The sequence below is a fragment of the Phreatobacter aquiterrae genome, assembly GCF_053471285.1.
The window spans coordinates 153442-172118 of the sequence record NZ_JBJPHW010000003.1 but is presented as its reverse complement, the minus strand read 5'-3'; the positions used below and the strand labels follow the sequence as shown (position 1 = coordinate 172118).

Sequence of the window (18677 nt, the reverse complement as noted above, 5' to 3'; positions counted from 1 at the left end):
GATGCTGCGGACCATCCGGCTCGATCCCTCCGACACCTTCGTCTTTCCGCATGCGGCCGAACCGGGCGAATGGGCGGTCACCGGTTCCTTCCTGTTCTGGGGACGTGATGTCGCGGCGCTCGCAGGAAAGGAGCGCGCCGCCTTCCGCTCCGGCTTCGTCGGCGTGGCCTCGCTCGGCTTCTCGACCCTCGTGGTCGCGCAGCCGATCCGCCCCGAGGAGCAGGCTGCGGCGGTGGACAGCCTCGCCCGTCACCTGATGGACCGCCTCGGTGCGCCCGACATGGATACGGCCCGTGCCGCCGCGTCGGAGGAGATCGCCTTCGCCGCCTCGCTGGCGGAGCACGACGAGGGCACCCTCGTCGCCATGCATCGCGCCTTCGAGGGCGGCGAGATCCGCGAGCAGTTCCGCACCCTGGCAGCGCGCGAGAAGTCTGCCGGCGCCGACAGCCTGCACGCACAGGCCCGTGCCTTCACCTTTCACGAGGTGGTGGACGATGACGCCCCGAACGAGCGGGTGGACCTGATCGACATGATGGCGGCGCGCAAATGACCACCGACACCCGTACAGTCACCGAATTCTGGGTCTCGTCCGGCCACCACATGACGCGGCGGGTGGACGGCGGCGGCCTCGCGGTCAGCGACGAGATGATCCTCGCCTATCTCGCGCGCCCCGAACTGGTGCCGCCGGAGGAGGCCTGCGACGCCGAGCGGGAGCTGCACGCCCTGCTCATGGCCGAGCCGCGGCGTCCGGTGACCGCCGCCATGATCGCCGCCATCAGGGACGAGGACGCCCGCGAGAACTGGCAGTTCATGACCGGATTCCGCGACCGGCTCATGGCCCATCCGAGCATCGAGGCGGCCTATCTCGCCATCGTCCGCAAGGGCGCGCAGGGCGTCCCGCCGCTCTTCCTCAATCAACTCGTCCACCTTATCCTGCGCAATGCGCTCGACGGCTGCACCGACCCCTTCGTGTTGCGCGCCGCCGAGCTCCTGTTCCGCCCGCAGAAGGGCTCGCTGAAGGACGGGGCCCTCCTGCTCGCCGACCAGGAACTGATCGAGGAGTTCGAGGCCGAGCGGAAGGCGCTCCTCCACACCGCGCCGCTGGCCGCCATGATGGGTCAGGACGCCATGGGGGACCTCGAGGTGATGACGGACGAGACCGCGCCCTCCTACTGGTCGCGCTCGGACGCCTTCTCGATGGTGTTCAATCTCGGCGGCGATCCGCGATCGCGCGACGCCTTCTGCCGCGCGCTGGAAACCTGGATCGCCCACATGCTGGGCGTCGAGACGCGCATCGCGGCCATCGAGCGCATCGAGGATGCCGACTGGCGCTGGTTCGTCGGCCTCGATGCCGAGGCCACCGCCATCGGCAACCGGCTGTGGCGCGGCGAGGTGATCGACCCGGCCGACCAGAGCCGTATTTGCGGCCTGTTCCGTCTCGATTTCGCCGATCCGCGCATGGTCGACCCGAAACTCGCCGGAAAGCCGGTCTATCTCATCATGGCGTTGACCGGGGACATGATCCTCAGGGTCAAGCCGCAGAACCTGATCGTCGGCCTCCCGCTCGTCGGCCGGCAGGCGGCCTGAGGAGAGACCAATGCCCGTGCAGCACCTCACCGTCGGCATCGTCGCCGTGAAGCGCAAGCTGAACAATCCCTGGGTCGATTTCGAATGGCTGCCGGAGGCGGTGCTGCCGGGCCTTCCCGCCGTCGAGCCCGGCACGCGGATCGGCGCGGAAGGCTCCGTCGAGCGCTGGTATCTCGGACCAGTGGAAATGACCTTCCATTCCGGCGAAACGTCCCACTACCGCGACAATCTCGTCTCGGGCAGGCCGGCCGTCTGGGTGGCGCTGCGCGAGACCGCCGAAGGTGCCTGGCAGGTCGCCGGCGCGACCGTCGACCCTTATGAGGGAGAGGCCTTCGTCGACGTGGTGACCGACAAGGTGGAGGCGCTCGCCATGCCGCACGAGATCGCGGTCGAGCTTCAGGCTTTCGTCGACGCCCACCACGTCGAGCAGGCCTTCTTCAAGCGCAAGCGCGACCGCAAGGATCCCCATGCCGAGCCGGACTATGGAATCGGCCATCCGGCCCGACAGCCGGGGAGGCGGTCGTGAGCGGCGGGCGCGAGGGCTTTCTCTCCCGCTGGTCGCGGCTGAAGCGCGAGCCCGACCCTCCAGCGGCCCAGCCGGACCCGTCGGCCGACGTGCAGGCGACGCCCTCGCTTCCCGATGGCAAGGCGCTGGACGACCTCATCGCAGAACTGCCGCGCCTCGAGGACCTCGTGCCGGGCCAGAGCCTGACCGCCTTCATGCAGCCCTGGGTTCCCAATGGCGTGCGCAACGCGGCGCTCCAGCGCATGTGGCTGCTCGACCCGGCTATCCGCGACCATGTGAGCCCGGCGCTGGACTATGCCTACGACTACAACACGCCCGGCGGGGCTCCCGGCTTCGGCACGATGGAGACCTCGCAGGACGCCATCCGCGAGGTCGCGGAGATGTTCGACCGCGCGCTCGGAAAGACGGCTTCGGAGACACCCACCGAGACCCGCGCCGACCTTCACGACAATTTGTCGCAAGCGGCGCGTGAAATGCCTGCCGCTCCGGGTTCTGTTGCAGCGCAACAGGGCGATGCCGGCCCCATTCCGGCGCAGAAACAGGATGCGGGATTTTCGGCTGAAGACCTGCCTCAATCAGGGCTTCTGCCGCGGGAGCCGGCAAGCGAAGTCCATGTTGCGACGCACAATAATCCAAGCGAACCGAAGGACTTGCGCCCGGTGGGCCGTCGTCACGGCGGGGCTCTTCCGGGCTGAGGCGCCAGAGTTTCGCCTTGTCTTCGCGGGTCATAGCTTGTAGCTATTCTAAGGCAAATGTGGGAAGGCTATGACCCCAAGGCGCGCTCACAAGCGCCAGGTCGGATGCCAGAGGCGGGAGTGACCGCGGCAGTGCGTGAACGGGGACTTGAGGAGGCGATCAAGGCGGTCGGCGGGGTTGGTGCCCTGGCGAGGGCGCTCGGCATTTCGCAGCCTTCCGTATCGAGCTGGAACCGCGTCCCGTCCGAGCGGGTCATCGCCGTCGAGAAGGTGTCCGGCGTCGGGCGCCACGTGCTGCGGCCCGACCTCTATCCCGAGGCGCGGTCAAGCATCGCCGTCGCTATGGAGGCGGCACAGGAGAAGTCCGGCGCCGTTGACGAGATGGACCAGCTCCGCGCCGTCGAATACGGCCTTCTCGCCCTTCTCCTCTTTCGCGTGCCAACCGCCGACGTCCTGCGGCAGGTTGCCGACCTGAAGGGCGATGCCTCGCCGCTCGGCATGGCGCATCTGGCGCTGGCAAGAGCCGCCTCCGAGACCGACGTGGATGCGGTCGGGCGCGAATTCTTCGATCTCTTCGTCGGCGTCGGGCGCGGCGAGCTCCTGCCCTACGCCTCGTACTATCTCACCGGCTTCCTGCACGAGCGTCCTCTCGCCGCAGTGCGCCAGTCCTTCGTCGATCTCGGCATCGTCCGTGAGGACGATTCGCGCGAACCGGAAGACCACATCGCCCTGCTCTTCGACGTGATGGCGAATCTCGCCCGACGCGAGATCGGCAGCGGCTACGACACCGAGAAGGCCTTTTACGAGGCGCATCTGAAGCCCTGGGCGGGGCGCTTCTTCTCGGATCTGGAATCCATGCGGAACCGACCCTTCTACGCCGCCGTCGGCGCGGTCGGCCGCCTTTTCATGGACATTGAAAACGAGGCTTTCTCCTTCGACGCCTGACGGCGCGAGGGACGGAATGGAGGACACGACCATGTCGGGTAATGCCAGGAACCAAGGAAACGCCGCCGCTCCGGCCCGCCGCGATTTCCTCAAGGCGATGACCGGGGCCTCGGCCGCCGCTGCTGTGGTTGTGGTCGGCGCCGAGCCAGCGGAAGCCCAGGCCAACACGCGCGAAAGCCGCGACGAGCGCACCAAGGCCCGTTACCAGGCCAATTCCGCGCATGTCCAGGCCTTCTATCGCACCAATCGCTACTGAGGACGCCCCCCATGCTCATCAAGCGCAAGTCCCAGGACGCCGCCCGCACCCGCCTCGCGGGCCTCGCCGGTGGTCTGACCTCCGGCGTGATGGATCGTCGTACTTTCCTCGCCCGCTCGGGCCTCACCGCCGCCGGCGCCATCGCCGTCGGCTCGCTGACGCTCGGCGCGGTGCGCCGGGCGGAAGCCGTCGCCGCGCCTCAGCCGGGTGTCGCCATCACGGTGAAGAAGAACCTCTGCACGCACTGCTCGGTCGGCTGCACCATCCGCGCCGAGGTACAGAACGGCGTCTGGACCGGCCAGGAGCCGGCCTGGGAGAGCCCGATCAACCGCGGTACCCATTGCGCCAAGGGCGCCGCCTCCCGCGAGCTCGTCTTCGGCGAGCGCCGCGTGAAGTATCCGATGAAGCTCGTCGGCGGCCAGTGGCAGCGCCTCTCGTGGGACCAGGCGTTCAACGAGATCGGCGACAAGATGATGGAGATCCGCGGCAAGTCCGGCGCCGACTCCGTCTACATGCTCGGTTCGGCCAAGTTCACCAACGAGGCAGCCTACCTGTTCCGCAAGTTCGCCGCCTTCTGGGGCACGAATAACGTCGACCATCAGGCCCGCATCTGCCACTCCACCACCGTGGCCGGCGTCGCCAACACCTGGGGCTACGGCGCCCAGACCAACTCCTACAACGACATCCGCAATTCCAAGACCATGATCATCATGGGCGGGAACCCGGCGGAGGCGCACCCCGTGTCGCTGCAGCACGTGCTGAGCGGCAAGGAGCTGAACCGCGCCAACATGATCGTCATCGACCCGCGCATGACCCGCACCGCGGCCCATGCGACGGAATATGTGCGCATCCGTTCCGGCACCGACATTCCGGTGATCTGGGGCATCATGTGGCACATCATCAAGAACGGCTGGGAGGACAAGGACTTCCTCGCCAAGCGTGTCTACGGCATGTCCGAGGCGCTGAAGGAGGTCGAGAAGTGGGACCCGAAGACGGTCGAGGACGTGACGGGTGTCCCCGGCGCCCAGCTTGAGCGGGTCGCCAAGCTCTTCGCCACCGAGAAGCCCTCGACCCTGATCTGGTGCATGGGCGCCACCCAGCACACGGTCGGCACCGCCAACGTGCGCGCCTACTGCACCCTGCTGCTGCTCACCGGCAATGTCGGCGCGCCCGGCACCGGCGCCAATATCTTCCGCGGCCACACCAACGTGCAGGGCGCGACCGATCTCGGCCTCGATGTCGGCAACCTGCCGCTCTATTACGGCCTGGTCGAGGGCGCCTGGCGGCACTGGTCGCGCGTCTGGGAGGTCCCCTACGACTATTTCGTCTCGCGCTTCGACGACGTGCCGGCCAAGGGCGGCCGCGCGGCCCGCACCGGCAAGCAGAACATGGAGGTGTCGGGAATTCCCTCGACCCGCTGGTTCGACGCGACGCTGCTGCCCGGCGAGCAGGTCGACCAGAAGGACAACATCAAGGCCATGTTCATCATGGGCCATGGCGGCAACACCATTCCGCGCGTGCCCGGCGCGGTCGAGGGTCTTGGGAAGCTCGACCTGCTCGTCGTGGTCGATCCGCATCCCACGAACTTCGTCTCGCTCGGCAACCGGCGCGACGGCACCTACATCCTGCCCGCCTGCACCAACTTCGAGTGCGACGGGTCGCGCACGGCCTCCAACCGCTCCATCCAGTGGGGCGAGAAGGTGGTCGAGCCGATCTTCGAATCGGCCAACGACTACTGGATCATCTACAAGTTCGCCCAGAAGCTCGGCTTCGCCAGCGAGATGTTCAAGAATATCAAGCTGGTGAAGGGCAAGTTCGGCGACGAGCCGGAGGCCGAATCCCTGCTCCGTGAGATCAATCGCGGCGGCTGGTCGACCGGCTACACCGGCCAGTCGCCGGAGCGCATCAAGGCGCACATGGCGAATCAGGACAAGTTCGACATCGTCACCCTGCGCGCTCCGAAGGAACTCGCCGACATCGGCGGAGACTTCTACGGCCTGCCCTGGCCGTGCTGGGGCAAGCCGGAGGTGCGCCACCCCGGGACGCACATCCTCTACAACACCAACGTCAGGATGATGGATGGCGGCGGAGCCTTCCGTCCGCGCTTCGGCCTCGAACGCAACGGCGAGACGCTGCTGGCGCAGAACTCCTGGAATCTCGACTCCCCGATCCAGGACGGCTATCCGGAATTCACCTATGCGATCTTCCAGCGTCTCGGCTGGGACGCCGACCTGACGGCGGAGGAGAAGGCGCAGATCGAGCGCCAGGGCGGTGCCAATCCCGGCGCAGTCAGCTGGGCCACCGACCTGTCGGGCGGCATCCAGCGCGTCTGCCTCCAGAGGAACGTCGTGCCGTTCGGCAACGGCAAGGCCCGGGCCATCGCCTGGAACCTGCCCGACCCGGTGCCGATCCATCGCGAGCCGATCTACACGCCGAGGCCCGACCTCGTCGCCAAGTATCCGGCCCGCGCCGACGAGCGGAACCTGCGCATGCCCAACCTCCACACGACCTATCAGAAGGGCGCCGTGGACAAGGGCATCGCCCGCCAGTTCCCGATCATCCTCACCTCCGGCCGTCTCGTCGAATACGAAGGCGGTGGCGAGGAGACGCGGTCCAACAAGTGGCTCGCCGAGCTGCAGCAGGACATGTTCGTCGAGATCAACCCGCGGGACGCCGGCCAGCGCAGCATTGCCGATGGCCAGTGGGTCTGGGTGGCTGGTCCCGAGGGGGGCCGGGCGCGCGTCAAGGCGCTCGTCACCGAACGTGTCGGACCGGGCGTCGCCTGGATGCCGTTCCACTTCGGCGGCTGGTACCAGGGCGCCGACCAGCGCGGCAACTATCCGCAGGGGACCGATCCGATCGTCCTCGGCGAGAGCGTCAACACCGTGACCACCTACGGCTATGACCCGGTAACGGGCATGCACGAGGGCAAGGCCACGCTCTGCCAGATCCAGGCGGCGTGAGAGGGAGGACCTGATCCATGGCCCGTATGAAATTCCTCTGCGACGCCGATCGTTGCATCGAGTGCAACGCCTGCGTTACCGCCTGCAAGAACGAGCACGATGTCCCCTGGGGCATCAACCGCCGGCGCGTCGTCACGCTCAATGACGGCAAGCCCGGCGAACGCTCTATCTCCATGGCCTGCATGCACTGCACGGATGCGCCCTGCGCCGCCGTCTGCCCCGTCAACTGCTTCTACACGACGGCGGACGCGGTGGTGCTGCACTCCAAGGAGCTGTGCATCGGCTGCGGCTACTGCTTCTACGCCTGCCCCTTCGGCGCGCCGCAGTATCCGCGGGTCAGCAACTTCGGCACGCGCGGCAAGATGGACAAATGCACCTACTGCGCCGGCGGCCCGCTCGCCGACGGTTCGACGGCCGAGTACGCCGCCTATGGCTCAAACCGTCTCGCCGAGGGCAAGCTGCCGCTCTGCGCCGAGATGTGCTCGACCAAGGCGCTTCTGGCCGGCGACAGCGACATGATCGCGACCATCTACAAGGAGCGCGTCCTGAAGCGTGGCTACGGCTCCGGCGCCTGGGGCTGGCAGACGGCCTACAAGGAAACCATCGCCATCTGATCCGCACGGCGGCGGGCCATTCCGCCGCCTTACTGCCTCGTCAATTCCGGGAGGCCGCCAGGGGCGGACCATCCCGCAGGGAGGACCATCCGATGCGCTTCTCGCTTCGGTCTCTGGTTGCAGCTTTCGCGGTCGCGATGGCCTTGTTCGTTGCAGCGCCCGCCTTCGCCCAGCAGCCGTCTTCGGTCAATCCGACGGCGGCCTCGGTGAACGAGGCCCAGCTCATGCAGGCCCTTCAGACGGGTACGCCGGGTTCGGGATCGACCCTCTCGGGTCGCATCACCATTCCCGACGCCAATGCCCGCAACCTGATCCAGCCTCAGGGTCAGGCCTGGCGGGTCTTCCATCAGGGTACCATGCACTGGATCGGCGGCGTCGCCATACTCGGCATGTTGGCGTTGCTCGTTGTCTTCTACCTGACGCGCGGTCGCATCATGATCGATGCCGGGCGTTCGGGCATCAATATCCTGCGCTTCTCCACCTTCGAGCGCTTCATTCACTGGCTGACGGCGCTCTGCTTCATCGTCCTCGCGCTTTCGGGCCTGAACGTCACTTTCGGCAAGTTCATCCTGGCGCCGCTCTTCGGCGAGGGTGCCTTCGCGACGATGTCGCAGCTGGCGAAATATGCCCACAACTACCTCGCCTGGCCCTTCATGCTCGGCCTCGTCTTCATGTTCGTGACCTGGGTCGTCCACAACATCCCGACCGGCGGCGACCTCGCATGGATCCGGCAGGGAGGCGGCCTCATCGGCGGCGGCCATCCGCCGGCGAAGAAGTTCAACGCCGGCCAGAAGCTCATCTTCTGGTCCGTGATCATCGGCGGCGGACTTCTCTCGCTGTCGGGCGTCTATATGCTGTTCCCCGAAGCGGCTGGTGGCGTGCTTGCCCTGCAGTTCTGGAACATCGTCCACGGCCTCGTGGCGGTTCTGCTGATCGCCGTGATGCTCGCCCACGCCTATATCGGCTCGGTCGGCATGGAAGGTGCTGCCGACGCCATGACCACCGGAGAGGTCGATCTCAACTGGGCCAAGGAGCATCATTCGATCTGGGTCGAGGAGGAGATGGCCAAGGGAACGCTGCATCCGCATGCGGTCGGGCAGCCCGCCGAATAGGTCGATCCATTCATGAAAACACAGCGCCCGGCTCAAAGCCGGGCGTTGTCGTTTCAGGGCTGGAGAAGCGGCGACCACCGCACTAGTTTGCGCTCGCGAATGCGTTGGCGGGCAACACGGGAGCCGACATGAAGGTCGTTGGACTTGCCGGGTGGAGCGGCGCGGGAAAGACCACGCTGCTGACGCGCGTGCTGCCCCTGCTCACGGCACGCGGCCTCAGGGTCTCGACCCTGAAGCACGCCCACCACGCCTTCGACATCGACCATCCCGGCAAGGATTCCTTCGAGCACCGTGCTGCCGGCGCCGGCGAGGTGCTGATCGTCTCCGGCCGGCGGTGGGCGCTCCTGCACGAACTGCGCGGCGAGGTCGAGCCCCGGCTCGCCGAGCTCCTCGACAAGCTCACACCCTGTGACCTCGTCATCGTCGAGGGCTTCAAGCGCGCCGTCCATCCCAAGGTGGAGATCAACCGCGCCGCCAACGGCAAGCCCTTCCTCTATCCGGAGATGGCGGACGTGCGCGGCCTCATCTGCGATGCTCCTCCCGCCGACTGGAGCGGTCCTCTCGCCCACCCGGACGACATCGAGGCCGCGACCGCGCTGCTGCTCGCCGCCGCCGCTCCGCTCCCGCTGGTGCAGGACGCACTGCGGACCGAACGTCCGCTCGCCCACGAGGCGCCGCCGCAACCCGTGGGGTGAATGTCCGTGGCCCAGCTGTCCTCCGACCAGTTCGCCTTCAAGGAACGCCTCCTCGCCGTCGAGGAGGCCCTCGCGCGCGTCGCTGAGGGTCTCATCCCGGTCGCGGGCATCGAGGAGGTCTCCCTCCTCGACGCCGACGGCCGCATCCTCGCCGCCGGACTGACCGCGCCTGTCGACCTGCCGCCCTTCTTCAACTCGGCCGTCGACGGCTATGCCGTCCGCTTCGCCGATCTCGCCCCGCACGGGGAGACGCGCCTGCCGGTCGGCGGCCGTATCGCGGCCGGCGCGGCCGCTCTGCCGCAGGGCCGAGGCCAGGCGGTCCGCATCTTCACGGGCGCGCCGATGCCCGACGGCTTCGACACGGTCTTCATGCAGGAGGACGTCCGGCAGGACGGCGATGCGGTCGTGCTGCCCGCCGGTCTCGCGCCCGGCGCCAACTGCAGGCCGGCCGGCGAGGATCTGGCGAAGGGGTCGCCTGCGCTTGCCGCCGGGCGGCGCATGACGCCCGAGGCCATCGCGCTGGCGGCGGCGCTCGGCGTGACGCGGCTCGCCGTGCGGCGGCGGGTCCGGGTCGCCGTCTTCTCCACCGGCGACGAGATCGTCTCTCCCGGCATGCCGCTGGGTCCCGCCCAGCTCTATGATTCCAACCGCTTCACGCTCCAGGCGCTGCTGCGGCGCCTCGGCGCCGAGGTCACCGATCTTGGCATCCTCCGGGACGAGCGGCCCGCCGTCGCCGCGGCCCTCCGCGAGGCGGCATCGGGGCACGACCTCATCCTCACCTCAGGCGGCGTCTCGACTGGCGAGGAGGATCACGTCAAGGCGGCGGTTGAGGAGGTCGGCAGCCTCACCTTCTGGCGGCTCGCCATCAAGCCGGGCCGGCCGGTCGCCATGGGGGTCATTCCCTCGGCCGTGCCGGGGGAATCCGCGGCCTTCATCGGCCTGCCGGGAAACCCGGTCGCGGTCTTCGTCACCTTCGCCCATGTGGTCAGGCCGTTCCTGGCCGTGCTCGGCGGCGGCGAGGCCTTGCCGCTCCTCGCCCTGCCGGTTCGCGCCGCCTTCGCCTACCGGAAGAAGCTCGGCCGCCGGGAATATGTCCGCGTCTCGCTGCGGCGCGCTGACGACGGCGTCATCGAGGCGGTGAAGCACCCGCGCGAGGGCGCCGGTGTCATTACCTCGCTGACGGAAACCGACGGCCTTCTCGAACTGCCCGAAGCCGTCGAGCGCGTGGCGCCCGGTGATCGGGCGGGTTTCCTGAGCTACGCCCTGCTGCGCTGATCGTCAGGCCTGCGGATGGCGGGCGAGAATCGCCTCGGCCTCCGCCAGATCTTCGGGGCGGTTGGCGTTGAAGAAGGGGTCGTAGGGCTCTGTCGGCCAGACCGCTTCGGCGATGCCGTGGCGCGCCGTCCAGCGGTCGATCTTGCGCATGTCCTCGACGACGAGCGCGTGCCTGAGGTCTGCCGACAGCGTCACCGGCCAGAGGCCAACCACGGGATGGGTCTGGTCCCCCGAACGGGCGCAGGCGAGCGGCAGGTCCGCCGCGGCGCGGGCTTCGTGCAGCCGGGACACGAGGTCACTCGGCAGGAAGGGCGAATCGGTGGGGATTGACAGCACCCAGCCGATGTCCGGGCGGTTCGCCGCGACCCATTCCAGCGCAGCGAGGATGCCGGCGAGCGGCCCGGCAAAGCCCTCGACAGTGTCCGCCACCACCGGCAGGCCGAACGTGGCAAAGCGGGCGGGATCGCCATTGGCATTGACGATGAGGCCGTCGCACTGCGGGGCGATGCGGTCGATGGCACGGTCGATGAGCGTGCGTTCGCCGATCGCGCGCAGAGGCTTGTCGCCGCCGCCCATGCGGCGGGCAAGTCCCCCGGCGAGCAGCACGCCGAGGGTCGGCGGGTGATGCGGCACGGTCATCGCTCAGTCCTCGGCGCCCTTGCGGCGATGGCGGGCGCTCTCCTCCTCGACATAGGCGAGGTCCTGGTCGAAGACGATGCGGTCCTCGCCGGCGAGGGCAACGAAACGCTTGCCCTTGGCGCGGCCAATGAGGGTGAGACCGCACTGGCGGGCGAGCTGCACGCCCCAGGCGGTGAAGCCCGAGCGCGAGACGAGGATGGGAATGCCCATGCGCACGGTCTTTATCACCATCTCGGAGGTCAGTCGGCCCGTCGTGTAGAAAATCTTGTCGGCGCCGCTCTCGCCGTGGCGGAACATCCAGCCGGCGATCTTGTCCACCGCATTGTGGCGACCGACATCCTCCATATAGACCAACGGCTTGTCCTCGCGACAGAGCACGCAGCCGTGGATCGCGCCCGCCTCCAGATAGAGCGAGGGCATGGTGTTGATGGCGTGGGTCAGCCGGTAGAGCCACGAGGTGCGGAACTCCGCCTTCGGCAGGGTGATCTCCGACAGGGCCTCCATCAGGTCGCCGAAGGCGGTGCCCTGCGCACAGCCCGAGGTCTGGGTGCGCTTCTTCAGCTTTTCCTCGAAATTGGTGTGCTCCTCCGTGCGCACCACCACAACCTCGAGGTCCTCATCATAGTCGACGCCGGTCACCACGTCGGTGGGCTTCAGCATGTTCTGGTTGAGCAGGTAGCCGATCGCCAGATAGTCCGGGTAGTCGCCGATCGTCATCATGGTGACGATCTCCTGCGCGTTCAGATAGAGCGTCAGCGGACGCTCGACGGTCACCGACGTCTCGATCCTCTCGCCCTTCTCGTTCACGCCGGTGACCTTTTCGGTCAGGCGCGGATCGGCGGGATTGGGAACGATGAGGGGGGCGGAATTCGACATGGCACCGGGATGCTGATCCATGCCAAGTGAATAGCACGGCGCCGGGGCGCGGTGCCAACGGGCCTTGCGATCATCCTTGGCCTCTCTGCCTGCCTCGGCACCACGCGGAGCCTCAAGCCCCCGTGTCCGAGGCATTGGCGAAGAACAGCTGCTGGCCGTTGACTGTATAGTCCGCGATGGCCTTCTGCCCCTCCGGTCCCACCACCCAGTCGATGAAGGCCTGCGCGTCGGCCTGCTTCACGTGCGGGTGGCGCTGCGGGCTTACCAGCATGATGCCGTACTGGTTGAACAGGCGCCGGTCGCCCTCGACGAGAATGTCGAGATCGCCGCGGTTGCGGAAGGACAGCCAGGTGGCCCGGTCGGACAGCACATAGGCGTTCATGCCGCCGGCCGTGTTGAGGGCCGCGCCCATGCCCTGGCCGATCTCGCGATACCAGGACCCACGCGTCGCGGTCAGGTCGATGCCCGCCGTGCGCCACAGCGCGAGTTCCGCCTGGTGGGTGCCCGACCGGTCGCCGCGCGAAACGAAGGGCACAGCCTTCGTCTGGATCGCCCTGAGCGCTGCGGCAATGTCGCGCGAGCCACGGATGTCGGCCGGATCCGACTTCGGGCCGATCAGCACGAAGTCGTTGTACATGACCGGGCGGCGCGGGCCGCCATGGCCGTCGGCGACGAACTTCTCCTCGGCCGCGCGCGCGTGCACGAAGACGACGTCCGCATCACCCCGCCGGCCGGTGTCGAGCGCCTGGCCCGTGCCCTGGCTGATGACGCGCACGTCGATGCCAGTCTTCGTCTTGAACAGCGGCAGGAGGTGGCTGAACAGGCCGGAATCGACTGTCGATGTCGTCGAGGCGACCGTGATGAAGCGCGCACCGGCCACGTCTGTGGCAGTCGCCGCCGGCCGCGAATCCTGCGCCAGCGCCGTCGCGCCCAGGGCGAGAAGCGCAGCGCTTCCAGCGAGCAGGTGTCTCCTGGTCGGCATGACCGTCTCCTCGGGGTCTTGGTTTGGTGTCACCAGATGAGATCCCCGGCGACGAAGGCCGGGGCCTCCGCGCTCACCGGTGCGTCGAAGAATGTCTGTGTCGCGGCGTCCTCGACGAGGCGACCGCGGTTGAGGAAGAGGACGCGGTCGGCGAGCCTGCGCACCTGGCCCATGTCATGGGTGGCCATGGCCAGGGTGACGCCCTCGGCCTTCAGGGCCGCCAGCATCTCCTCGATCTGCCGCGTGGCTCCGGGGTCGAGCTGCGAGGTCGGCTCGTCGAGGAAGAGGACTTCAGGTCTGAGGGCCCAGGCCCTGGCGATCGCCAGCCGCTGCTGCTCGCCGCCAGACATCAGCCGGGCAGGCCGGTCGGCGAGTGCTGCCAATCCGAAGCGCGCCAGCGCCTCGTCGCTGCGTGCGCGTCGCTCGCGCCAGGAAGCCCCTGATGCGGCGAGGGCATGGATGATGTTGGCGCGGGCCGAGCGGCGCAGCATGACCGGCTTCTGGAAGACCATGCCGTGGCGCTTCGCGCCGCCGATCTCCCCGGCCGGAGAGGCCCAGCCGATATGGCCGCCGGTGGGAGCGATGAGGCCGTGACAGAGGCGCAGGGTCAGCGATTTTCCGGAGCCGTTGGGACCGATGATGGCCGTGACCCCGCCGCGGTGGAGGGTGAAGGACACCTCGTCCACCAGACGCCGGCCCCCGGCGTCGAAGCAGAGCCCCTCGACGCGCAGCGGCAGGATGGAAGCCGTGTCGCGCATCGCCGTCATCCGGCGAACCGCGCGCCGACGCGGCTCGCCGCGTAGGTGACGGCGTTGATCGTCAGCGTCAGCAGGATGAGGACGATGCCGAGGCCGAGCGCCAGAGGCAGGTCGCCCTTCGATGTCTCGAGGGCGATGGCCGTGGTCATGGTCCGCGTGTAGCCGGCGATATTGCCGCCGACGATGAGCACCGCGCCGACCTCGGCGCTGGCCCGGCCGAAGCCCGCCAGGATGGCGGTCGCCAGCGCGAACCGCCCGTCCCACAGCAAGGTCGGAATGGCTCTGAACCCCGTTTGTCCAAGGGAGGCCAGATGCTCTCGGTATTCGCCGTGCAGGTCCTCGACGAGCTGGCGCGTGATGGCGATGATGATCGGCAGGACGAGGAGCGTCTGCGCCACGACCATGGCGGCTGGCGTGAACAGCAGGCCGAGGGACCCAAGCGGCCCCGACCGGGACAGGACCAGAAAGACAACCAGCCCGGCGACGACAGGCGGCAGTCCCATCATGGCGTTGACCAGCACGACCAGCGCGCCGCGGCCGGGAAAGCGCGACAGCGCCAGAAGCGCGCCGAGCGGCAGGCCGATGAGGGCGGCGATGGACACGGCCGAGAGCGTCACGGAGAGCGACAGCCCGACGATGGCAAGGAATGCGGGGTCGCCTCCCAGCATGAGCCCGAGCGCGGCCGAGAAGGATTGGGTGACATCCACGATGCGCGAGCCAGATGCGTAGGTGGGAAGCGATTTTGCGTATGATACGGATTTCAAATACCGTTCGACAAACGTGGAATTTATGCGCCCAGGAGCATCCATATGCAGGATGACGTATTCCTCACGACGGAAGAGGCCGCCACCTATCTGCGGCTGAAGGAGCGCAAGCTGTATGAACTCGTGGCCCATGCGGCCATTCCCTGCTCGAAGGTCACGGGCAAGTGGCTGTTCCCGCGCGCCGCGCTCGATCGCTGGGTGTCGGCCGGTCTCGCCCGGCCCGATGGCTTCGTCGCCGAGCCCGTGCCGCCGATCATCGGCGGCAGCCACGATCCGCTTCTGGAATGGGCGGCGCGGCAGTCTGGCTCCGGTCTCGCGCTGCTGGCCGAGGGCTCCGAGGCAGGGCTGGACCGGCTCGAGCGCAACGAGGTCGCCGCCGCGGCCATCCACCTGCACGGCCAGGGTGACGATGATCGCGCCAATGTCGACGGCGTGGCCGCACGCGCCGGCCTCCATGACGGCGTGCTGATCGCCTTCGCCCGCCGCGAGCAGGGGTTTGTCGTGGCCGCGGGGAATCCGCTGGGCATTGGATCGCTGGACGATGTCGCGCGCACCAGCGCGCGGATCGGTCTGCGCCCGAAGGCTGCGGGGGCCCAGATGTTGCTCGAGGCCATCGTCGCCCGCGCCGGGCTGCCACACGACCGCCTGCAGCGCGCACCCGGAACCTTCCCGACAGGCCCGGACCTCGCCCTCGCCGTCAGGGCCGGCGAGATCGACTGCGGCATCGCAACCCGGGCCGTTGCCGCCATGCACGGCCTCGATTTCGTGGAGATCGTCTGGGAGCGTTTCGATCTGGCCTTGCGCCGGCGCAGCTATTTCGAGCCCGCCATGCAGAGGCTCGTCGCCTTCATCCGCAGTCCGGCCTTCGCGCAGCGCGCTGCGGCGCTCGGTGGCTATGACCTCGCCGAAACGGGTAGCGTGCGCCTCAACCGATGACGCCGGGCGATCCCGCCCCATATGAGAACCATGGTCAATCCACCGACATTGACGCCTCTCGCCGCTATGCTCTCCCGCCTTCTGGCCGGTGGCAATGCCGTCGCGCCGTCGCTGGTGCCTGTCGCAGAGGCCGTGGGGCTGGTGGCGGCCGTGACGGTCAGGGCCGGGCATCCGCTGCCGGCGCAGGCAGAGGCGTTACGGCGAGGCATCGCCGTGGCAGCGTCCGATGTCGTCGGGGCATCGCCCTATGCCCCGGCGCTCCTGGCCTCAGCGCCCGTCGAGGTCGGGGCCGGCGACACGCTGCCGTCCGGCTGCGATGCCGTCCTGCCCGCCGACGCACTTCAGTCGACGGGGCCGCTGCACGAGATTGGCCAGTCGGCCTATCCGGGCGAGGATGCGGTCCTTGCCGGCGGCGATCTCGGCAGCGATACCGTCATCGTCGCGGCGGGCGAGACGGTGACGCGCGAGGCCGTGCTGGCGCTGACGCTCGCCGGAGAGACCGCCATTGCCGTCCGCCGCCCGGCTGTCGCGGTTGACGGGCCAGATCCCGCCGCCGCCGTCCCGTCCGACTGGTTGCAGACGGCTCTGATCGCCGCTGGCTGCCGGATCGCCGGTGACGAGCCGGCGGCGCTCTCCATCCGGATCGCTCGCGACGGCGGGGCGGGCGGCCTTGCCCTCAATCCCGGCCGGGATATCCGGCTGGACGATGGTACCGGTAGCCCCGTTCTTGTCCTGCCGGCGCGCTTCGACTCGGTCGTCGCGGGGTTCTACGCCCTCGTCCTGCCCGTGGTCGCCGCCCTCACCGCCCGCCGGCTGCGCCGGATCGACCGGCCCCTGACGCGCAAGCTGGTCTCCCAGGTCGGCGTCGCCGACATTGCCCTGCTGCGTAACACCGAAGCCGGCTACGAACCGCTCGTGGTGGGGCGCATCACCCTGTCCGCCCTGCTGGCAGCCGACGCCGTGGCTGTCATCGACCCCTTCAGCGAGGGCGCCGCCGCCGGCGAACCGCTCTCCGCCATCTCTCCTCCGGAGCCGTTCGAACCGCAATGACCACTAACCCGGCCGTCGTCCAGGACCAGTTCCTGCAAGTGCTCTCGCGCGAGGATGCCATCGCGCGATTCCGCGCCGCGCTGTCCCTGCACCCGCTGGGGGCCGAACGCCTGCCGCTTGAGAACCTGATCGGGCGGGTGATCGCCGAGACGGTGGCCGCGCCGGTCGATGCGCCGCCCTTCGACCGGTCAGTGGTCGACGGCTTCGCGGTGCGCGCCGCCGACGTCGCCTTGGCGTCCGAGACAGCGCCCGCTTGGCTCTCCCTGACCGCCGAGACCATTGCCTGCGGCACCGAGCCGAAGCTGTCGGTCGAGGGCGGGTTCGCAACGCCGATCGCCACCGGTGGCCCTATCCCCCGCGGGGCGGATGCGGTGGTGATGATCGAGCACACACGCTTCGAGCCCGGCGCGGGCCTTGCCGTGACGCGCCCCGTCGGTCCCGGGCAGAACATCGCCTTTGCCGGATCGGACATCGCGCGAGGCGAGACGTTGCTGCGGCGGAGCACCATCCTGACGTCGCGCGAGATCGGCATGCTGGCCGCGGTCGGCGCTGCCTCTGCCTCCGTCTGGCGAAAGCCGAGGGTCGCCGTCATCTCCACCGGCGACGAACTGGTGGCGCCGGGCGAAGCGCTGCGGCCGGCAGCGATCTATGATTCCAACGGCCCGATCGTCGCCGCGGCCCTGGAAGAGAATGGCTGTGAACCCGTCCGCTTCGGCGCCATCCCCGACGAAGCCGCGAGCCTGCAGGAGGCCGTCCGCAGGGCGCATGAGACCTGCGACGCGGTCATCCTCTCGGGCGGCACCTCCAAGGGCGCCGGCGATCTGACCTACCGCATCGTCGAGCAACTCGGCGCGCCGGGCATCCTCGCCCACGGGGTCGCCCTCAAGCCGGGCAAGCCATTGTGCCTTGCGGTCTGCGACGGCAAGCCGGTGGTGATCCTGCCGGGCTTCCCGACCTCGGCCATGTTCACCTTCCATGACATCGTGGCGCCGGTGCTGCGCATCCTCGCCGGCTTGCCCGAGCGGGCCGACGTCCGGGTTCCCGCCCACGTTCCCGCCCGCATTCCTTCCGATCTCGGCCGCACCGAGTTCGTCATGGTCGCCCTCGCTGCCGGCGCGGATGGCATGGTCGCCTATCCCGTCGGCAAGGGATCGGGCGCGGTGACGGCCTTCAGCCAGGCCGACGGCTTCCTGACTATCGATGCCCTGGGAGAATCCCTGCCCGCCGGCGCCGCCGTCGAGGTGACGCTGTTTGCGCCGCATGTCGCGGTGCCAGACCTGTCCATCATGGGCAGCCACTGCACCGGCCTCGACGCCGTCGTCTCGGTCCTCTCCGATCGCGGACTGACGGCGCGCACCCACGCGATGGGTAGTCTCGGCGGCCTCGCGGCGCTGAAGCGCGGCGAATGCGACATCGCTCCGATCCACCTGCTCGATCCGCAGTCGGGCCTCTACAACACGCCCTTTCTCACCGAGACGATGCGACTGATCCCCGGTTGGCGGCGCATGCAGGGTCTCGTCTATCGCCCGGACGATGTCCGCTTTGCCGGCTGCACAAGCGCAGAATCGGCGGTCGCCGCGGCCCTTGCCGATGACGGTTGCCTGATGGTGAACCGGAACCAGGGTGCAGGAACGCGGGTCCTGATCGACCTGCTGCTGAAGGGCTGCAAGCCGCCCGGCTACTGGAACCAGCCGCGGTCGCACAATGCGGTGGCCGCCGCTGTCGCGCAGGGGCGCGCCGACTGGGGCGTGGCCATTGCCCCCGTGGCAGCCGCTTCGGGCCTGGAATTCCTGCCGCTCGCCGAGGAGCACTATGATTTCGCGGTGGCGCGCACTCCCCGCGCGCCCGGCGCTATCGCCGCTTTCGAGGATGCGCTCCTCGCCGCCCATGCGCATCTCGGGCGCCTGGGATTCGTGCCGGCCGGCCCTGCGCCGGAGGGCGCCATCGCCAGGTCCTGACGGCTGCATCCGCGGCCTCCGAGCCGCCGATTGCGACCCGCGACTG

Annotated in this window: 19 protein-coding genes; 14 read left to right on the top strand and 5 right to left on the bottom strand. The window is 68.6% G+C overall.

Annotated elements, in window-relative coordinates:
• The first annotated feature begins 1 nt into the window (after position 1).
• From ACJ4V0_RS05905 to ACJ4V0_RS05855, 11 genes are all read left to right on the top strand, one after another.
• Positions 2 to 550 carry a DUF6505 family protein gene (locus ACJ4V0_RS05905; RefSeq protein ID WP_448298634.1) on the top strand — a complete coding sequence of 183 codons (549 nt, stop codon included), beginning with the start codon at positions 2 to 4 and terminating at the stop codon, positions 548 to 550.
• Entirely contained in the window at positions 547 to 1587 is a 1041-nt protein-coding gene (locus tag ACJ4V0_RS05900; RefSeq protein WP_448298633.1) for a DUF6352 family protein, read from the top strand. Before ACJ4V0_RS05905 ends, ACJ4V0_RS05900 begins: the two co-directional genes overlap by 4 nt.
• A gap of 10 nt (positions 1588 to 1597) precedes the next feature.
• The gene (locus tag ACJ4V0_RS05895; RefSeq protein ID WP_448298632.1) at positions 1598 to 2113 is read left to right on the top strand and encodes a DUF3305 domain-containing protein; all 516 of its coding nucleotides are present in this window, start codon (positions 1598 to 1600) and stop codon (positions 2111 to 2113) included.
• The gene (locus ACJ4V0_RS05890) at positions 2110 to 2808 is read left to right on the top strand and encodes a DUF3306 domain-containing protein (protein WP_448298631.1); all 699 of its coding nucleotides are present in this window, start codon (positions 2110 to 2112) and stop codon (positions 2806 to 2808) included. The genes ACJ4V0_RS05895 and ACJ4V0_RS05890 overlap by 4 nt, the downstream gene beginning before the upstream one ends.
• Before the next feature lie 132 nt (positions 2809 to 2940).
• The gene (locus tag ACJ4V0_RS05885) at positions 2941 to 3753 is read left to right on the top strand and encodes a Cro/CI family transcriptional regulator (protein ID WP_448298937.1); all 813 of its coding nucleotides are present in this window, start codon (positions 2941 to 2943) and stop codon (positions 3751 to 3753) included.
• Positions 3754 to 3769: 16 nt separating this feature from the next.
• Positions 3770 to 4009 carry a twin-arginine translocation signal domain-containing protein gene (locus ACJ4V0_RS05880; protein WP_448298630.1) on the top strand — a complete coding sequence of 80 codons (240 nt, stop codon included), beginning with the start codon at positions 3770 to 3772 and terminating at the stop codon, positions 4007 to 4009.
• Positions 4010 to 4020: 11 nt separating this feature from the next.
• Positions 4021 to 6972, top strand: coding sequence for a formate dehydrogenase subunit alpha (locus tag ACJ4V0_RS05875; RefSeq protein ID WP_448298629.1), 2952 nt, complete (start codon positions 4021 to 4023; stop codon positions 6970 to 6972).
• Positions 6973 to 6989: 17 nt separating this feature from the next.
• Complete coding sequence (fdh3B, locus tag ACJ4V0_RS05870; RefSeq protein WP_448298628.1) at positions 6990 to 7586, top strand: formate dehydrogenase FDH3 subunit beta; 597 nt, start codon at positions 6990 to 6992, stop codon at positions 7584 to 7586.
• 92 nt (positions 7587 to 7678) lie between these two features.
• Positions 7679 to 8698, top strand: a complete 1020-nt coding sequence (locus ACJ4V0_RS05865; RefSeq protein ID WP_448298627.1) for a formate dehydrogenase subunit gamma — start codon at positions 7679 to 7681, stop codon at positions 8696 to 8698.
• Positions 8699 to 8826: 128 nt separating this feature from the next.
• Complete coding sequence (mobB, locus tag ACJ4V0_RS05860; RefSeq protein ID WP_448298626.1) at positions 8827 to 9393, top strand: molybdopterin-guanine dinucleotide biosynthesis protein B; 567 nt, start codon at positions 8827 to 8829, stop codon at positions 9391 to 9393.
• Between the two features lie 6 nt (positions 9394 to 9399).
• Positions 9400 to 10668 (top strand): molybdopterin molybdotransferase MoeA, encoded by a 1269-nt coding sequence (locus ACJ4V0_RS05855; protein ID WP_448298625.1) that lies wholly within the window; start codon positions 9400 to 9402, stop codon positions 10666 to 10668.
• Positions 10669 to 10671: 3 nt separating this feature from the next.
• On the opposite strand, the gene mobA is transcribed toward ACJ4V0_RS05855, so the two are convergent.
• From mobA to ACJ4V0_RS05830, 5 genes are all read right to left on the bottom strand, one after another.
• A complete protein-coding gene (mobA, locus tag ACJ4V0_RS05850) occupies positions 10672 to 11307 on the bottom strand; it encodes a molybdenum cofactor guanylyltransferase MobA (RefSeq protein WP_448298624.1) in 636 nt (211 codons plus the stop codon).
• A 3-nt stretch (positions 11308 to 11310) separates the two neighbouring features.
• Entirely contained in the window at positions 11311 to 12183 is an 873-nt protein-coding gene (gene fdhD / locus ACJ4V0_RS05845; RefSeq protein WP_448298623.1) for a formate dehydrogenase accessory sulfurtransferase FdhD, read from the bottom strand.
• 112 nt (positions 12184 to 12295) lie between these two features.
• On the bottom strand, positions 12296 to 13165 hold the full coding sequence (locus ACJ4V0_RS05840) for an ABC transporter substrate-binding protein (RefSeq protein WP_448298622.1): 870 nt from the start codon (positions 13163 to 13165) through the stop codon (positions 12296 to 12298).
• 29 nt (positions 13166 to 13194) lie between these two features.
• Positions 13195 to 13923, bottom strand: a complete 729-nt coding sequence (locus tag ACJ4V0_RS05835) for an ABC transporter ATP-binding protein (protein ID WP_448298621.1) — start codon at positions 13921 to 13923, stop codon at positions 13195 to 13197.
• Between the two features lie 5 nt (positions 13924 to 13928).
• Entirely contained in the window at positions 13929 to 14591 is a 663-nt protein-coding gene (locus tag ACJ4V0_RS05830; RefSeq protein WP_448298936.1) for a TupB family ABC transporter permease, read from the bottom strand.
• Between the two features lie 141 nt (positions 14592 to 14732).
• Here ACJ4V0_RS05830 and ACJ4V0_RS05825 point away from each other — a divergent pair, with 141 nt between their 5' ends.
• The 3 genes from ACJ4V0_RS05825 to ACJ4V0_RS05815 are packed head-to-tail and all read left to right on the top strand — an operon-like array spanning position 14733 to position 18631.
• Complete coding sequence (locus ACJ4V0_RS05825) at positions 14733 to 15623, top strand: substrate-binding domain-containing protein (protein ID WP_448298620.1); 891 nt, start codon at positions 14733 to 14735, stop codon at positions 15621 to 15623.
• A gap of 30 nt (positions 15624 to 15653) precedes the next feature.
• The gene (locus ACJ4V0_RS05820; RefSeq protein WP_448298619.1) at positions 15654 to 16673 is read left to right on the top strand and encodes a MoeA family protein; all 1020 of its coding nucleotides are present in this window, start codon (positions 15654 to 15656) and stop codon (positions 16671 to 16673) included.
• On the top strand, positions 16670 to 18631 hold the full coding sequence (locus ACJ4V0_RS05815) for a molybdopterin biosynthesis protein (RefSeq protein WP_448298618.1): 1962 nt from the start codon (positions 16670 to 16672) through the stop codon (positions 18629 to 18631). The genes ACJ4V0_RS05820 and ACJ4V0_RS05815 overlap by 4 nt, the downstream gene beginning before the upstream one ends.
• The last annotated feature ends 46 nt before the right edge of the window (positions 18632 to 18677 follow it).

What these genes read in the sequence shown, in the direction of transcription:
- ACJ4V0_RS05875 (WP_448298629.1), top strand. Translation starts at nt 4,021, where the DNA reads ATGCTCATCAAGCGCAAGTCCCAGGACGCCGCCCGCACCCGCCTCGCG.
- ACJ4V0_RS05905 (WP_448298634.1), top strand. Translation starts at nt 2, where the DNA reads ATGCTGCGGACCATCCGGCTCGATCCCTCCGACACCTTCGTCTTTCCG.
- ACJ4V0_RS05880 (WP_448298630.1), top strand. Translation starts at nt 3,770, where the DNA reads ATGGAGGACACGACCATGTCGGGTAATGCCAGGAACCAAGGAAACGCC.
- fdh3B (WP_448298628.1), top strand. Translation starts at nt 6,990, where the DNA reads ATGGCCCGTATGAAATTCCTCTGCGACGCCGATCGTTGCATCGAGTGC.
- ACJ4V0_RS05895 (WP_448298632.1), top strand. Translation starts at nt 1,598, where the DNA reads ATGCCCGTGCAGCACCTCACCGTCGGCATCGTCGCCGTGAAGCGCAAG.
- ACJ4V0_RS05825 (WP_448298620.1), top strand. Translation starts at nt 14,733, where the DNA reads ATGCAGGATGACGTATTCCTCACGACGGAAGAGGCCGCCACCTATCTG.
- ACJ4V0_RS05865 (WP_448298627.1), top strand. Translation starts at nt 7,679, where the DNA reads ATGCGCTTCTCGCTTCGGTCTCTGGTTGCAGCTTTCGCGGTCGCGATG.
- mobA (WP_448298624.1), bottom strand. Translation starts at nt 11,307, where the DNA reads ATGACCGTGCCGCATCACCCGCCGACCCTCGGCGTGCTGCTCGCCGGG.
- mobB (WP_448298626.1), top strand. Translation starts at nt 8,827, where the DNA reads ATGAAGGTCGTTGGACTTGCCGGGTGGAGCGGCGCGGGAAAGACCACG.
- ACJ4V0_RS05840 (WP_448298622.1), bottom strand. Translation starts at nt 13,165, where the DNA reads ATGCCGACCAGGAGACACCTGCTCGCTGGAAGCGCTGCGCTTCTCGCC.
- ACJ4V0_RS05830 (WP_448298936.1), bottom strand. Translation starts at nt 14,591, where the DNA reads ATGCTGGGAGGCGACCCCGCATTCCTTGCCATCGTCGGGCTGTCGCTC.
- ACJ4V0_RS05815 (WP_448298618.1), top strand. Translation starts at nt 16,670, where the DNA reads ATGACCACTAACCCGGCCGTCGTCCAGGACCAGTTCCTGCAAGTGCTC.
- ACJ4V0_RS05900 (WP_448298633.1), top strand. Translation starts at nt 547, where the DNA reads ATGACCACCGACACCCGTACAGTCACCGAATTCTGGGTCTCGTCCGGC.
- ACJ4V0_RS05835 (WP_448298621.1), bottom strand. Translation starts at nt 13,923, where the DNA reads ATGCGCGACACGGCTTCCATCCTGCCGCTGCGCGTCGAGGGGCTCTGC.
- ACJ4V0_RS05820 (WP_448298619.1), top strand. Translation starts at nt 15,654, where the DNA reads ATGGTCAATCCACCGACATTGACGCCTCTCGCCGCTATGCTCTCCCGC.
- fdhD (WP_448298623.1), bottom strand. Translation starts at nt 12,183, where the DNA reads ATGTCGAATTCCGCCCCCCTCATCGTTCCCAATCCCGCCGATCCGCGC.